Source organism: Pseudomonas sp. KU43P (genome assembly GCF_033095865.1).
Classification (GTDB): domain Bacteria; phylum Pseudomonadota; class Gammaproteobacteria; order Pseudomonadales; family Pseudomonadaceae; genus Aquipseudomonas.
In genome coordinates, this window is the sequence record NZ_AP019365.1 from 1,915,203 (window position 1) to 1,930,693 (window position 15,491).

General features: G+C 63.2%; 15 protein-coding genes. 12 read left to right on the forward strand and 3 right to left on the reverse strand.

The genetic code is table 11. The features are described 5' to 3' along the window. Positions 1-3: 3 nt before the first annotated feature. Together KU43P_RS08675 and KU43P_RS08680 are read right to left on the reverse strand one after the other, a co-directional pair. Positions 4-1,968, reverse strand: coding sequence for a MacB family efflux pump subunit (locus KU43P_RS08675; RefSeq protein WP_317662308.1), 1,965 nt, complete (start codon positions 1,966-1,968; stop codon positions 4-6). After that, complete coding sequence (locus KU43P_RS08680) at positions 1,969-3,147, reverse strand: efflux RND transporter periplasmic adaptor subunit (RefSeq protein WP_317662310.1); 1,179 nt, start codon at positions 3,145-3,147, stop codon at positions 1,969-1,971. It lies immediately after the preceding gene. 198 nt (positions 3,148-3,345) lie between these two features. Here KU43P_RS08680 and KU43P_RS08685 point away from each other — a divergent pair, with 198 nt between their 5' ends. The 3 genes from KU43P_RS08685 (at position 3,346) to KU43P_RS08695 (ending at position 5,862) form a co-directional block, all read left to right on the forward strand. Then, positions 3,346-3,822, forward strand: a complete 477-nt coding sequence (locus KU43P_RS08685; RefSeq protein ID WP_317662312.1) for a sigma-70 family RNA polymerase sigma factor — start codon at positions 3,346-3,348, stop codon at positions 3,820-3,822. Between the two features lie 170 nt (positions 3,823-3,992). Continuing rightward, on the forward strand, positions 3,993-4,469 hold the full coding sequence (locus KU43P_RS08690) for a histidine kinase (protein WP_317662313.1): 477 nt from the start codon (positions 3,993-3,995) through the stop codon (positions 4,467-4,469). A gap of 67 nt (positions 4,470-4,536) precedes the next feature. Further along, positions 4,537-5,862, forward strand: coding sequence for an MFS transporter (locus KU43P_RS08695; protein WP_317662315.1), 1,326 nt, complete (start codon positions 4,537-4,539; stop codon positions 5,860-5,862). Between the two features lie 366 nt (positions 5,863-6,228). Here KU43P_RS08695 and KU43P_RS08700 read toward each other — a convergent pair whose 3' ends face one another. Beyond that, positions 6,229-7,911, reverse strand: a complete 1,683-nt coding sequence (locus KU43P_RS08700; RefSeq protein ID WP_317662317.1) for an electron transfer flavoprotein-ubiquinone oxidoreductase — start codon at positions 7,909-7,911, stop codon at positions 6,229-6,231. Positions 7,912-8,444: 533 nt separating this feature from the next. Between KU43P_RS08700 and KU43P_RS08705 the strand changes: the two genes are divergently transcribed. From KU43P_RS08705 to KU43P_RS08745, 9 genes are all read left to right on the forward strand, one after another. Then, complete coding sequence (locus KU43P_RS08705; RefSeq protein WP_016498683.1) at positions 8,445-9,194, forward strand: electron transfer flavoprotein subunit beta/FixA family protein; 750 nt, start codon at positions 8,445-8,447, stop codon at positions 9,192-9,194. Continuing rightward, positions 9,195-10,124, forward strand: a complete 930-nt coding sequence (locus KU43P_RS08710; protein WP_317662320.1) for an electron transfer flavoprotein subunit alpha/FixB family protein — start codon at positions 9,195-9,197, stop codon at positions 10,122-10,124. 78 nt (positions 10,125-10,202) lie between these two features. Beyond that, positions 10,203-11,024, forward strand: coding sequence for a substrate-binding periplasmic protein (locus tag KU43P_RS08715; protein WP_317662321.1), 822 nt, complete (start codon positions 10,203-10,205; stop codon positions 11,022-11,024). Positions 11,025-11,033: 9 nt separating this feature from the next. Continuing rightward, complete coding sequence (locus KU43P_RS08720) at positions 11,034-11,387, forward strand: DUF4398 domain-containing protein (RefSeq protein ID WP_317662323.1); 354 nt, start codon at positions 11,034-11,036, stop codon at positions 11,385-11,387. Next, entirely contained in the window at positions 11,384-12,196 is an 813-nt protein-coding gene (locus KU43P_RS08725) for an OmpA family protein (RefSeq protein ID WP_317662325.1), read from the forward strand. The genes KU43P_RS08720 and KU43P_RS08725 overlap by 4 nt, the downstream gene beginning before the upstream one ends. 216 nt (positions 12,197-12,412) lie before the next feature. Next, positions 12,413-13,855 carry a PLP-dependent aminotransferase family protein gene (locus tag KU43P_RS08730; protein WP_317662327.1) on the forward strand — a complete coding sequence of 481 codons (1,443 nt, stop codon included), beginning with the start codon at positions 12,413-12,415 and terminating at the stop codon, positions 13,853-13,855. Between the two features lie 64 nt (positions 13,856-13,919). Further along, positions 13,920-14,366, forward strand: coding sequence for a hypothetical protein (locus KU43P_RS08735; protein ID WP_317662329.1), 447 nt, complete (start codon positions 13,920-13,922; stop codon positions 14,364-14,366). A 121-nt stretch (positions 14,367-14,487) separates the two neighbouring features. Next, positions 14,488-14,742 carry a YkgJ family cysteine cluster protein gene (locus tag KU43P_RS08740; RefSeq protein ID WP_317662331.1) on the forward strand — a complete coding sequence of 85 codons (255 nt, stop codon included), beginning with the start codon at positions 14,488-14,490 and terminating at the stop codon, positions 14,740-14,742. Positions 14,743-14,776: 34 nt separating this feature from the next. Continuing rightward, positions 14,777-15,388: an START domain-containing protein gene (locus KU43P_RS08745; RefSeq protein WP_317662333.1), complete on the forward strand. Its 612-nt coding sequence runs from the start codon at positions 14,777-14,779 to the stop codon at positions 15,386-15,388. Positions 15,389-15,491 lie beyond the last annotated feature (103 nt).

Genomic DNA, 15,491 nt, shown 5'->3' on the forward strand with positions numbered 1-15,491 from the left:
GGCTTATTCGCTGGTAAGGGCTTTGACCGGGTCGAGTCGGGAGGCCTTGCGGGCCGGCATGAAGCCGAACACGATGCCGGTGGCGACAGCGCAACTGAACGCGCCGAGGATGGCCGGCAGGGCGAAGGCCACCGCGACCTGCGCCAAGGTCAGCGCGCCGCCGATCGCCAGGGCCAGGACAATGCCGGTGACCCCGCCGACCATCGACAGCATCATCGCTTCAGTGATGAACTGGCGCTGGATGTCGCGCTGGCGGGCTCCGGTGGCCATGCGGATGCCGATCTCGCGGGTGCGTTCGCGCACGGTCATGAGCATGATGTTCATCACCCCGATGCCGCCGACCAACAGCGAAATCGCGGCGATCGCGCCCAGCATCAGCGACAGGCTGTTCTGGGTGCGTGCCTCGGCCTGGATCAGTGCTGCGTCGTTGGTCAGTTCGAAGTCGTCTTTGCCCTGGTGACGCGTGCGCATCAGCCGTGTGATCGCCGCCTCGCTGTCGGCGACCCGGGCCGAATCGGCGGCGGCGATGATCACGTATTCCGGGTCATGGCTGCCGAACAGGCGGGTGGCGGCGGCGGAGTAGGGGACCACGATGCGCTCGTCGCTCTTCTGGTCGCCGGAGCTGGCGCCCTTGGCGGCGAGCAGGCCGACCACTTGGAATGGCACGTTGCCGATCAGCAGGTATTGGCCCAGGGCATCGCTGCCAGGGCCCATGAGCTTGTCCCGGACCTTCTGGCCGATCACCGCCACGGCGGCGCCGCTGCGTTCGTCGGCTTCGCTGAAGAAGCTGCCCTCGACCACCGGCCAGTTGAGAATGCGCGGGAACTCGACGTTGTTGCCACCGACGTAGAACTTCTGGTTGTTGTTGCCGTGGCGCACCATCACGTCGCTGCCGATCACCGGCATCACCCGCTGCACCTGGGGCAGCTCGGCGATGGCCGCGACATCGTCGAGGGTGACGATGCCGCCCGGCTCGCGCAGGGTCGGCGGGCGGCCGTTGAGGTAGAGGATGTTGGAGCCGAATGCCGCCATCTGCGCCATCACCTGGCGCTTGCTGCCTTCGCCGACGGCCAGCATGACCACCACCGAGGCCACGCCGATGACGATGCCGAGCAAGGTCAGTGCGGTGCGAAAACGGTTGATCCACATCACCCGCCAGGCGGCCTGCAGCGCTTCGAGCAGCTCACCTTGCCAGGCACCATACTGGGTGGCGCCGCGGTCCAGGCGCTGGCGCAGCGCTTCGGCCTGCAAACCGTGGGAGGCACCAGCCGGTGCTTGATCGGCGGCGGAGTCGCTGATCACCAGGCCATCACGAATTTCCACGACGCGACGCGCCCGCTGCGCCACCGTACGGTCATGGGTGATCAGAATGATCACATGGCCCTGGCTGGCCAGCTCGTCGAGCAAGGCCATGACTTCGCGGCCGCTGTGGCTGTCGAGGGCGCCGGTGGGCTCGTCGGCGAGGATGATTTGGCCGCCGTTCATCAGTGCCCGGGCAATCGACACGCGCTGCTGCTGGCCGCCGGACAACTGGTGCGGGCGGTTGCCCAGGCGGCTGGCCAGGCCCAGACGTGTCAGCAAAGCGGCGGCGCGGGCGTGGCGTTCGGCGGGCGGGGTGCCGGCGTAGATTGCCGGCATTTCGACGTTTTCCTGGGCCGAACCGGACGGGATCAGGTGGTAACCCTGGAACACGAAACCGAAGGCTTCCCGGCGTAGCCAGGCCAGTTGGTCGCCATCGAGCTGGGCGACGTCCTTGCCGGCGAACAGGTAGCTGCCTGAGGTCGGCCGGTCGAGGCAGCCGAGGATGTTCATCAGGGTCGACTTGCCCGAGCCTGAGGCGCCGACGATGGCAATGAACTCGCCGGGCTGGATGCTCAGGCTGATGCCGCGCAGCACGTCGACCTTGGGCGTGTCGTCGCCGCCGTAGGATTTGCGGATATCCCGCAGCTCGATCAGGGGACTGGACATTCAACCTCCGCTGGCGGTGGCGGCGCCGATGACCAGGCGCTCGCCTTCGTCGAGCCCGTCGAGGATCTGCACGCGCAGGCGGTCGCTGAGGCCGGTGCGTACCTGGCGCTGTTCGACCTTGCCGTCCTTGCCCAGTACCTGGGCCAGGCGCTGGCCGTCGCTGGCGCCGTCGTCCAGAGCAGCCAGCGGTACGGTGAGCACTTGGCTGGCCTGGCCGGCGACGAAGAACACCTGGGTGGTCATGTCAGCCATCAGCGCGCCATCGGGGTTGTCGACGTCCAGTAGCACGGTGTACTGCACCACCTGGCTGGCGGTGGAGCCGGCACTGGCGCTGAGCGGGCTGCCGCCGCCCTGGCTGGCGTGAGCCAGGGGCTTGGGCGGGATCGGCAGGATCTGGCGCACGGTGCTGTTCCAGCGGCGCTTGCCACCGGCGAGGGTGGTGAAGTAGGCGGTCATGCCCGGTTTGACCTTGCCGATGTCGGCTTCCGACACCTGGGCCCACACGGTCATTGGCGACAATTTGGCGATGCGCAGGATCAGCGGAGTCTGCTGCTGGGCGTTGAGGGTCTGGCCTTCGCGGGCATCCACCGCGACCACGGTGCCGTCCATGGGCGCGTAGATGCGGGTGTAGCCCAGCTCGGCTTCGTCGCTGCGCAGGTTGGCCTGGGCCTGGCGAATCTGCGCCTGGTACATGTCGATGCGGGCCTGGGTCACCTTGAGCTGGGCATCGGCTGCCTGCAGGTCTTCGGCGCGGGTGGCGCCTGCGGCGGCCAGTTCGTGCTGGCGTTTGTGCTGCTGCTGGGCCAGCAGGTATTGCGCCTGTTGCTCGGCGAGCTGCGCCTTGAGGTTATCGATCGAGAAACGCCCGGCGTCGAGCCTGGCTTGCTGGGTAGAGGGGTCGATCTCCACCAGCAACTGGCCCTTGCGCACTTCGTCGCCGGCTTCCACGTGCAAGGTGCGGATCTGCCCCGAGGCCTGTGCACCCACATCTACATAACGGCGTGGCTGCAGGGTGCCGAGGGCGGTGACACTGCTTTCGATGTCGCCACGGGCAACGGCAACGGTGCTGACCGGCAGGGCGTCGAAGGGCAGTGCCTTCCAGGCCAGCAGGCTGCCCGCGGCCAGCAAGCCGAGGCTACCGAGGAGAATGCGGCGGCGGGTATTGGGTGAGCGTCTCATGCGGGCTTCCAGCCAAGGGTGGGCCACACGCGGCCAGGGCAGGGCGCGCAGGGAGGTGCCAGTAAGACGAAGGCAGGCGGGGCGGATTTAGATCGGGGCGGGAAGGAGTGTTGCTGAGAATAATTATAATTTGTAAGATCCGTCGCTGTTATCACTCAGACCTTGTCCCGGCCTGTCAGGACGACCCCAGGTGCCGTCGTGGAACATTACTATCGCGAATTGGTGAGTTTTCTTTCTGCTCGCCTGGGTAATCGCCAGGCGGCCGAAGACGTTGCCCACGATGCGTACCTGCGGGTGCTGGAGCGCACCGGCACGCAGCAGATCGATCACCCCCGCGCCTTCCTCTACCGCACTGCGCTGAACCTGGTGATCGACCGCCATCGGCGCCATGTGCTGCGCCAGACCGAGCCGCTTGAGGTACTGGACCAGGACGAGCGCTGGCACAGTGCGGCACCCACCCTGAACCTGCAGCTCGACCAACGCCTGGCTTTGATGCGCAAGGCCCTGGACGAGTTGAGCCAGCCCTGCCGCGACAGCTTCCTGTTGCGCAAGCTCGAAGGCCTGTCCCATCAGCAGATTGCCCAACGCCTGGGCATCTCCCGCAGCCTGGTGGAAAAGCACATCGTCAACGCCATGAAGCATTGCCGGGTGCGCATGCGCCAATGGGAATCCTGAAAAAGTGGTCGTAAGCCGGTGAAAATTCTGTGTGCTGGCCACTTGATTTCTCACTGTTTCCCGACAACTATCTAAATTGACCCCTCCAGGAACCTCCTGGTGGTTGCCTGTTACTGGCGTAGTTGGGTCAGGGAGCGTGCCCTTATTCACCTGACTGCCCAGGTCCGACAATGACCAACAAGACCCTGCGCATCCTGATTGCCGACGAGCACCCGTGCCAGCGCCTGCAGCTGGAAAAACTGCTCAATGGCCTGGGCTATTACCGGATTGCCCCGGTGGAAAGTTTTGACGAACTGCAGCGCCTGGTGCATTGCGCACTGCAGCCATTCAATCTGCTGGTGGGCAATTACGAACTGGGCAGCCACGCCGGCGTCGACCTGGCGCGTTTCTGCCGGGTCAGCGCGCAGATCCAGCACGCACTGCTGTATCACTCCCAGCATCTGAAAGTCCCTGCGGTGCCGCAGACCGAGCGCCAGGCGGTGAACGTCAGCCTGCCGCAGGTGCCGGACAACGAGGCGCTGGAGTCTTTCATGGCGATCATCGACGCACCGGTGGTGATCGGCAAATTGTCCCTTCCGCCAGGGCTCTCCGGCGGCAAGCAGGCCTATCATCGCCGAAACTTCGCACACACCGTATTCAGCCGCTAACCGGAAGGGCAGGGCCTGACAGGGATTTGCTATCCTCTTGCCCTTTGCCGATTTGCGGACTCCTGCCATGACTTCCATCGATACCGCTCGCCCGCCCCGGTTCAGCCGCGGCGACCATCGGACCCTGGGCCTGGCGGCGCTGGGTGGCGCGCTGGAAATCTACGATTTCATCATTTTCGTGTTCTTTGCCCTGACCCTCAGCCAGCTGTTCTTCCCGCCGGAAATGCCCGAGTGGCTGCGCTTGCTGCAGAGCTTCGGCATCTTCGTCACCGGCTACCTGGCCCGGCCGCTGGGGGGCATTCTCATGGCCCACTTCGCTGACCACCTCGGGCGCAAGCGGGTGTTCAGCCTGAGCATCCTGATGATGGCCCTGCCTTGCCTGCTGATCGGGGTGATGCCGACCTATGCCGACATTGGTTATGCCGCGCCCTTGATCCTGCTGGCCCTGCGCATCCTGCAGGGCGCCGCGGTGGGCGGCGAGGTGCCGAGCGCCTGGACCTTCGTCGCCGAGCATGCCCCTGTCGGGCGGCGCGGTTATGCCCTGGGCTTCCTGCAGGCTGGGTTGACCTTCGGCTACCTGCTCGGCGCGCTGACCGCGACGCTGCTGGCGCAGTTGTTCACCCCGCAGGAAATTCTCGATTACGCCTGGCGTTATCCGTTCCTGCTCGGTGGGGTGTTCGGCGTGATCGGCGTATGGCTGCGCCGCTGGCTCAGTGAAACGCCGGTGTTTCTGGCCATGCGCGAGCGCCAGCAGCCGCCGGTGAAATTCCCCCTGCGGCAGGTGCTTGGCGAGCATCGCCGGGTGTTGATCCCGGCAGCGCTGCTGACCTGCGTGCTGACCTCGGCGGTGGTGGTGCTGGTGGTCATTACCCCGACGGTGATGCAGCAACGCTTCGGCATGACGCCAGGGCACACCTTCGCCCTGAGTAGCGTTGGCATCGTCTTCCTCAATATCGGTTGCGTGCTGGCCGGGCTGCTGGTCGATCGCCTGGGCGCCTGGCGTGCGCTGATGATCTACAGCCTGTTGCTGCCGCTGGGCATCGGTGCGCTGTATGCGAGCTTGGTCGGGCAGTGGGGCGTGACCTGGCTGGCCTATGCGCTGGCGGGGTTGTCGTGTGGTGTGGTGGGGGTGGTGCCGTCGGTGATGGTCGGGTTGTTTCCGGCACAGATCCGCGTGTCGGGGATTTCCTTCACGTACAACGTCGCCTATGCTCTCTGGGCGAGCACCACGCCTTTGGCTTTGATTGCGCTGATGCCGTGGAGCCCATGGGTGTGTGTCGGTTTTTGTCTGATCATGGGTACGGTCGGGTTGCTCACCGCGCTGTATTTCGGGCGTCGGGAGCCGCTGGTGTTCGCGGCCGAGCCGATGCCAATCATGTGTGCTGACAAATGAGGCAGGGCATGGCTTGGGTTCTGTAGTGGGGCTTAAACCGAGCGCCGCCCGCGCGGCGCATCGCGGATAAATCCGCTCCTACATTTGTTGCAACGTGCCATGGCCTGTCAGGCCATGGTTGTCCGCTTTTGGCGCCCGCCGAAATAGCCAGGTGAGCCCAGCATCACCCCAAAAATTGCGTCGAGCCACCAAGGCTGGCAACCATGGCCTATCAGACATCGGTACGTTGCAACAAATGTGGGAGCGGATTTATCCGCGATGCGCCGCGCGGGCGGCGCTGGATCTCGAAGGCGCCAAAGACCTCAAAGCGAAAAGCCCCCGGTTCTCACAAACCGGGGGCTTTTCTTTGCCGCAAGGGCAGGGGGCTTACATGTTCGGGTAGTTCGGCCCGCCCGCACCTTCAGGGGTGACCCAGGTGATGTTCTGGGCCGGGTCCTTGATGTCGCAGGTCTTGCAGTGCACGCAGTTCTGCGCGTTGATCTGGAAGCGCTTGTTGCCGTCTTCCTGGGTGACCACTTCGTACACGCCGGCCGGGCAGTAGCGCTGGGCGGGCTCGTCGTACAGCGGCAGGTTGCTGGCGATCGGCACGTTGGGGTCGGTCAGCTTCAGGTGGCAGGGTTGTTCCTCTTCATGGTTGGTGCTGGAGAGGAATACCGAGCTGAGCTTGTCGAAGCTGAGCTTGCCGTCCGGTTTCGGGTAGTCGATCTTTTTCGAGTCGGCGGCCAGCTTGAGGCAGGCGTAGTCCGGCTTGGTGTCGTGCAGGGTGAACGGCAGCTTGCCGCCGAACCAGTTCTGGTCGACGTAGTTGAACGCCGCACCCAGCAGTGGGCCGAACTTGTGCATGGCCGGGCCGAAGTTACGGCTGGCGAACAGTTCTTCGTGCAGCCAACTGGCCTTGAAGGCGCTGACGTAGCTGTTCAGTTGGTCACCGCCTTCGCTGCCGGCAATCAGGGCGTCTGCCACTGCTTCGGCGGCGAGCATGCCCGACTTCATAGCGGTGTGGCTGCCTTTGATCTTGGCCACGTTCATGGTGCCCAGGTCGCAACCGATCAATGCGCCACCATTGAAGACCATTTTCGGCAGCGAGTTGATGCCGCCCTTGGCCAGGGCACGGGCACCATAGCTGATGCGCTTGCCGCCTTCGAGGTATTGGCTGATCACCGGGTGGTGCTTGAGGCGCTGAAATTCGTCGAACGGCGACAGGTACGGGTTGGCGTAGGACAGATCGACGATCAGGCCAACCACCACTTGGTTGTTTTCCAGATGGTAGAGGAACGAGCCACCGGTGTTGTCCTTGGCCACCACATCCAGAGGCCAGCCAGCGGTGTGCACCACCAGGCCTTGCTCATGCTTGGCCGGGTCGATTTCCCAAATTTCCTTGAGGCCAATGCCGTAGTGCTGGACGTCGGATTCGCTGTCGAGGTTGAAGCGCTTGATCAGCTGCTTGCCGATATGGCCACGGCAGCCTTCGGCGAACAGGGTGTACTTGGCGCGCAGCTCCATGCCCGGCGTGTAAAGGCCTTCCTTCGGGTTGCCTTCACGGTCGACGCCCAGGTCACCGGTGACGATGCCGCGAACCACGCCGTTCTCGTCGAACAGCGCTTCCTGGGCAGCGAAGCCCGGGTAGATTTCCACACCCAGATTCTCGGCCTGCTGGGCCAGCCAGCGGCACAGGTTGCCCAGGGAGATGATGTAGTTGCCGTGGTTGTGCATGGTCTTGGGCACGAACAGGTCGGGAACCTTGGTCGAGCTGCCGGCGTCTTTGAGCACGTAGATATCGTCGCGCTTGACTTCGGTGTTCAGCGGCGCGCCGAGCGCTTTCCAGTCAGGGAACAGTTCGTTCAGGGCGCGTGGTTCGAATACCGCACCGGAGAGGATGTGGGCGCCGACTTCGGAGCCTTTCTCGACCACGCAGACGCTGATCTCGCTACCGGCTTCGGCGGCCTTCTGCTTCAGGCGGCAGGCGGCGGACAGGCCCGCCGGGCCGGCGCCGACGATGACCACGTCGAATTCCATGTATTCGCGTTCCACTGGTTCTCTCCTACTCATCAAGGCTCGTGCTGTTGCTTGGTCTTATTGGGGTGCTTGCGTGCAGCGGCTCATCACGGGAGCGAAACTGTAGCTACGCAAGGGATGGACTACACCGTTTTGTCTTGGCCGCGCATTATATCTACACCACTCGGCGGGTCCAATACAAACGTTTGTTTGAATTTGCCGCAGGCCAGTAAAATCACAGGAACGCGGCTGGAGGGTGACCGATTTGCCGTATTGACCGGATTGGGTGTTACGGTCAAGATACGAGCGGTTTTACGTTCGCCGTAGCCTGACCGTCGGGCGCAGGTGCACCCCTAAAGACCAGGCGTAGCGCAGGGTTTTCGGGCCAGACCCGGTTTTGTAGTGGAGTCTACACGCCACGACAGAAAATGACTCGCGGGTTTTGCCTGAAGCGTCTGAACAGGACTGATTGGTCATTGTGAAGTTTGCACTTCCCGGTACGTTTTTAGAGGTGCCCTTGTACCCACGCGCATCGCCGGGCATGGCCCCAGGCGACTATCTATTCACCGGAGAGTAACGAGGAATCCATGAAGGTTCTTGTAGCTGTCAAACGAGTGGTCGACTACAACGTCAAGGTTCGCGTCAAGGCGGACAACTCCGGCGTCGACCTTGCAAACGTCAAGATGTCCATGAACCCCTTCTGCGAAATTGCCGTGGAAGAGGCCGTGCGCCTGAAAGAGAAGGGCGTCGCGACCGAGATCGTCGTCGTCTCCGTCGGCCCGACCACTGCCCAGGAACAGCTGCGTACCGCGCTGGCGCTGGGTGCTGACCGCGCCATCCTGGTCGAAGCCGCCGATGAACTGAACTCCCTGGCCGTGGCCAAGGCGCTGAAAGCCGTTGTCGACAAGGAGCAGCCACAGCTGGTCATCCTCGGCAAGCAGGCCATCGACAGTGACAACAACCAGACCGGCCAGATGCTGGCCGCGCTGACCGGCTATGCCCAAGGCACCTTCGCCTCCAAGGTTGAAGTGGCTGGCGACAAGCTGAATGTCACCCGTGAAATCGATGGCGGCCTGCAGACTGTTTCGCTGAACCTGCCGGCGATCGTCACCACCGACCTGCGCCTGAACGAGCCGCGCTACGCGTCGCTGCCGAACATCATGAAGGCCAAGAAGAAGCCGCTGGAGACTGTCACTCCAGACGCGCTGGGCGTATCGCTCGCGTCCACCAACAAGACCCTGAAAGTCGAAGCGCCGGCTGCTCGCAGCGCCGGTATCAAGGTCAAGTCGGTGGCCGAACTGGTCGAGAAGCTGAAGAACGAAGCGAAGGTAATCTAAATGACTATCCTGGTTGTCGCTGAATACGAGAACGGTGCCGTTGCCCCGGCTACCCTGAACACTGTCGCCGCCGCCGCCAAGATCGGTGGTGAGATCCACGTGCTGGTCGCAGGCCAGAACGTCGGTGGCGTCGCCGAGTCCGCTGCCAAGATCGCTGGCGTGGCCAAGGTGCTGGTTGCCGATAACGCAGCCTACGCCCACGCCCTGCCGGAAAACGTCGCGCCGCTGATCGTCGAGCTGGCCAAGGGTTACAGCCACGTGCTGGCGCCTGCCACCACCAACGGCAAGAACATCCTGCCGCGCGTTGCTGCGCTGCTGGACGTCGACCAGATCTCCGAGATCATCTCGGTGGAATCGGCCGACACCTTCAAGCGCCCGATCTACGCCGGTAACGCCATTGCCACCGTGCAATCGAGCGCTGCGGTCAAGGTCATCACCGTGCGTACCACCGGCTTCGACGCCGTGGCTGCCGAAGGTGGTTCCGCTGCCGTTGAAACCGTTGCTGCCGCGCACAACGCCGGTATCTCCGCCTTCGTCGGCGAAGAGCTGGCCAAGTCCGACCGCCCAGAGCTGACCGCTGCCAAAATCGTCGTCTCCGGCGGCCGTGGCATGGGCAACGGTGACAACTTCAAGCACCTGTACAGCCTGGCCGACAAGCTCGGCGCCGCCGTCGGTGCCTCGCGCGCTGCGGTCGACGCAGGCTTCGTGCCGAACGACATGCAGGTCGGCCAGACCGGCAAGATCGTTGCACCACAGCTGTACATCGCCGTCGGTATCTCCGGCGCGATCCAGCACCTGGCCGGCATGAAGGACTCCAAGGTGATCGTCGCGATCAACAAGGACGAAGAAGCGCCGATCTTCCAGGTGGCCGATTACGGCCTGGTCGCTGACCTGTTCGAAGCGGTCCCAGAGCTGGAAAAGCTGGTCTGATCCGGCTGCTTCACTTATAAAGAAGCCCGGCCCTCGTACTGAGGGCCGGGCTTTTTTTTGCCGGGCAAGGAGTGATGGATGGCGTTTAGCAAAGCGGGCAGGGGGCTGATGTGCGTGTTGGCGATGTGTTCGCCGCTGGTCATGGCAGCAGGCAAGTGCGAGCGCCTGGTGGCAACCGGCAGCCCGGATGCTCCACCGTACTCCTGGCAGGACCCGAAAGACCCGAAGCACCTGATTGGCGCCAATGTCGACCTGCTCCGGCAGGTGGCCGGCGAGCTTGGCGTGAAAGTGGAAGTACTCAATGCCGGCAGGCGCGACCAGGCGTTGGAAGAGGTGCGCAGCGGGCGCATCGACCTGCTGCTCGATACGCCCATGCAAGTGGAGCAGTTGACCGCGCTGGATTACATTCACCCACCCCTGCAGCTTAATGAGTACCTGGTGTGGACGCGCCATGATGCGGCGCTGGCGTTCGAAGGCCCGGCGGATCTGGCCAAGTACCGCGGCAGCCTGTCGGAGCGCGCTCGCCTGACCCCGGCATTCAGTGCCTTCGCCAAGGCCCAGCTTCAGCTGGAGCCTGCGCAGAACCTGACCCAGGCCTTCCAGAAACTGGTGCTGGGGCAGGTCGATTACGTGCTGGCCGGGCGCTACTCCGGCATGGCCATGACCCAAAGCCTGGGCATGAGCAGCCACCTTATTGCCCGCGGCCTGCCGGTGGATCGCCCTGGCTTGTACCTGGCGGTTTCGCACAACTCGGCTTGCAATGATGCCTGGCTGCGTGGGCAATTGGCGAAAAAGCTGACAGAATTGCCGATCTCCGGTGCGTCCGAAGCCGTGCTGCAACGAAATGTCGAGCGCTGGAAAGTGCAGATGCAAGTGCAGGCGGACGCCCCCAAACAGTAGGAAGAGTGCGTGAGAACCCAATCACTGATCCTTGCCGTGGCTTTGCTCGGCCTGGCTGGCTGCGCCAACGATCCGGCGCCCAATGAGCAGATGCGTATTTCCGAGCAGGCGCTGGAGCAGGCCAAGGCTGTTGGCGCCACCGACGAGGTCGAGGCGATGAAACTGGCCGAGGGCAAGTTCGCCCGGGCCAAGACCAATATGCTCACCGAGGACTACCGCGACGCCCGCATGCGTGCCGAGCAGGCCGAGCTGGATGCGCGCCTGGCTGAGGCGCAGGTGCTGAACCAGAAAAGTGACGAACAGCTCGAGCTGCTGCAGTCGCGGGTCAAGCGCCTGCGCAAGCAGCTGGAGGTGCAGCCATGATGCGCAGCAAACCGATTGCAGCATTGGCGTTGCTGGCGCTGGTGGCGGGCCTGCAGGGCTGTGCCAGCCAGCGCAGCTCGGCGGCGCTGGACGATGCCACGGCGGCCTTCCAGAAGGTCAAGGATGATTCCGATGTGCTGCGCAGCGCGCCGCGTGACGTGATCCGAGCCGGCGAATCCCTGGCCCGTGCCGAGCGCCTGTCCAGTTACATCGGCACTGGCAGCGACGTGCGCCATTATGCCTACCTGAGCCAGCGCTACAGCGAGATTGCCAGCGAACATGCCAAGTTGGCATTGAACCAGGAGCGCCTGGCCAAGCTCGACCTCGAGCGCCAGCGCCTGCAGCTGGCCCTGCGTGAGGCCAAGCTAACCAGCGTGCAACAGCAGGGCAAATGGGTTGAAACGCAGATTGCCGCATTGGCCTCGGAGCAGGCCGATCGTGGTCTGGTGATGACCTTGGGCGATGTGCTGTTCGACACCGGCCGCGCCGACCTCAAGAGTTCGGCCAGCCGCACGGTGCTCAAGCTGGTGCAGTTCCTTCAGCTCAACCCGCGGCGCGTGGTACGCATCGAGGGTTATACCGACAGTACCGGCGCGCCCGAGGACAACCTCAAGCTGTCGCGTGATCGCGCGCAGGCGGTGGCCGATATGCTGGTCGACCTGGGCATCGACGATAAACGCCTGCAGGTCGAGGGCTATGGCGACCAGTATCCGGTCGAGGCCAATGCTTCGGAGCGGGGTAGGGCGCAGAACCGTCGGGTGGAGATCGTCTTCTCCGACGAGAAGGGCAAGTTGGCGCCGGCGCGCTGACTTCAGGGCCTCATCGCCGGCAAGCCGGCTCTCACAGGTGCGGCGCGGCCCTTGAACGTTGGGTTGTGCCTGCGAGAGTCGGCTTGGCGGCTACAGGGTTTGCAGTGCCATGCAACTGTAATGTCGACTATTCTGCAATCTGTCCCAGTACACTTTGCAACTGTTACGGTATTCTCTACCGCCAGTGAGTCGCACAAAAACAACGAGCCGCCCGCCATGACCAACCTGCTGCTGTACCAGCGTATCGCCCAGCAACTGGCCGACGACATCCGCCGTGGTGTCTATCAGCCAGGCGAGCGGGTGCCGTCCGTGCGCAAGATGAGTGCCCAGCTCAATGTCAGCCATGCCACGGTGCTGCAGGCCTATGCGAACCTCGAAGACCAGGGGCTGATCCGCGCCCGGCCGCAATCGGGCTATTACGTGCACCAGACCCCGGCGCTGACCGCGCAGACCCCGGATATCGCCCGGGTCGAGCGCCCAGGCCTGGTCACCCGCGCCAGCATCATCCAGCAGGTGCTGACCGAAGCGCGCCGTGATGGTGTGTTCCCGTTCGGTGCTGCCGTGCCCCATGTCGACTACCTGCCGGTGCGCGCCTTGCACCAGCAGATTGCCAAGGTCACCCGCTTCCATAGCCCTCGCGCTTTCAGCTACATGTTCAGCCCCGGTTTTGAGCCACTGCGGCGGCAGATCGCGATTCGCATGCGCGATGCCGGTGTGCTTGTGGACCCGCGCGAGGTCATCGTCACCCATGGTTGTGTCGATGCATTACAGATGTCGTTGCGGGTGCTGACCCGGCCGGGTGACCTGATCGCTGCCGAGTCTCCCACCTACTATGGTTTGCTGCAGCTGGCGGATCTGCTGGGGCTCAAGGTCATTGAGATTCCAAGCGACCCTTCCACAGGTATCAGCCTCGAAGCCTTGCAGTTGGCGGCCAACCAGTGGTCGATCAAGGCGCTGGTGCTGACCACGCGCCTGAGCAACCCGCTGGGTGGCACTGTGCCCGAGGAGCGGCAGAAGCAACTGTTGCGCCTGGCCTCGGACTTCGACATCCAGATCGTCGAAGACGACATCTATGGCGAACTGATGTTCGAGCAGGGCAAGACCAAGGCGCTCAAGGCGTTCGACCGGCTTGACCGGGTGATCTACTGCTCGAGTTTCTCCAAGACCCTGTCGCCTGGTGTACGGGTCGGCTGGATGGTGGCGGGGCGCTACCAGGACGAGATTCAGCGGTTGCAGACCTTCACCACCCATTCGGCATGCAGCGTGACGCAGATGGGGGTGGCGGCCTACTTGGAGAACGGCGGTTACGACCGCCACCTGCGCTATATTCGCCAGGAGTACCGCAAGAATCTCAGCGCCTATCAGCTGGCGGTGCAGCAGCACTTTCCCGAAGGCACACAGATGACCCGGCCCACTGGTGGCTTCATCCTCTGGGTGAGCCTGCCGGGGCGGGTCAATACCCAGGAGCTGCATGTGCGTGCGCTGGAGCAGGGGATCAGCATTGCGCCGGGGCTGATCTTCAGCAATACCGAGCAGTTCAATCACTGCATACGGCTCAACTGCGGGATTCCGTGGAACAAGGAAGCCGAGCGGGCGGTGATCACCTTGGGCTTGCTGGCCCAGCAGTTATGCAGAGAGTCTGTAACCGCACTTTTGTAAGGCTTGCCAGGGGCGGGAGGAACGTAGAGCATACGCACTTTTCCAGCCTGCCCGCCGATGTCCCATGAAACTGTTGCGTAGCGTTGCCCTGATCGTTTGCCTTGCGCTGTTGTGCCTGCCTGCCGGTATGGCCCAGGCTGCGCAACCTGCCGCCCAGGAGCAGGGCAAGGTGGCTCGGCACCCTGCCAAGTCTCCCGCCAAGCAGCCCGCCAAGCCTGTCAAGAAAAAGGCCAAGCCGGTCAGCAAGGCGGTGCGTCAGCCACTGCCCAAGGCCAGGCTGGACTTGAGCCTTCCGGTCGATATGGTCAATGAGCTCGAGCCCAATGTCGGCAACTCAACTACCCGACGCAAACCTTTGCTGCCCGCCATGTTCACGGAAAAGCCGCAAACCGACGACAGCCCGTTCCAGCTCAATGGTCGCTTGATCAGCAATGAAATGCAGCTGCAGTTGCGTAACGACAGCCGGCGTGATGTGGAGGGTGCTGCCATCGAATTCGAGTTCCGCCAATAGGTATGGCGAACTGACTGCCGGGTCACGGCAGATTTCATCGGGCCAGTAATTTCAAACATGTGTTTGAGCGGTTACTATCCAGGGACGTTCGTCCCGTTTTGCTCCAGGGAGTCCTGTTTCCATGAAGTGTCGCGAGGGTTGCGGTGCCTGTTGCATCGCCCCATCCATCAGCTCGGCGATGCCGCGCATGCCCGAGGGCAAGCCGGCCGGCGAACGCTGCCTGCACCTGACTGTCGACAACCTTTGCGACTTGTTCGGCAAGCCTGAGCGCCCGGCGGTATGTGGGGGGTTCAAGGCGGATGTCGAGGTGTGCGGCAATGACCGTGAGGAAGCGATCAGGATACTGGGCTGGTGGGAGCAGATGACGGCGGCGTGACAAGGCTGGGTCTTCGACAACAAGGATAAAGATGATGAGATCGTTCAAGCGTATTGCACTGCTGTGTGGCATGGGTGTTCTGCTGGCGCCGGCCGCCTGGGCGGAAAACTGGCAAGTGGCCAAGGACGAGGAGGGGATCAAGGTCTCCCTCAGTGAAGTGGCGGGGTCCAAGTACAAGGCCTACCAGGGTGTGGCCCTGATCAAGGCGCCCTTGGCCAAGGTGAAGGCGCTGCAGGAGGATGTGGCTGGGGCATGTGCATGGATACATGAGTGCAAATCCCAGAAGTTGCTCAAGCACGAGGGCGACCAGAGCTGGACCTATACCCAATTCAATACCCCGTGGCCGGTAACGCCGCGGGATTCGGTGCTGCATATCACCACGGTCGAGGGTGCTGATGGCAGCCTGACCCGTAATCTGAAAGAAGAGCCTACCTATCTGCCGGAAGAGAAAGGTTTTGTGCGGGTGGCGAAAGTCGAAGGCTTCTGGAAGTTGGTGCCCAAGGGAGCCGACATGACGGAAGTCACCTATCAGGTGCACACCGAGCCAGGTGGCAGCGTGCCGGCGATGGTCGCCAACAAGTTCGTGGTGGACGCGCCGTTCAATACCCTGAAGGGGTTGCGCGAACGGGCTGAAAAGAACAACTGAGGTCTGAACTGGCCCTATCGCCGGCAAGCCGGCTCCCACGTTTAGCATTGTGGGTTACCTGTGGGAGCCGGCTTGCCGGCGATAGGGCGGATACAGGCACACA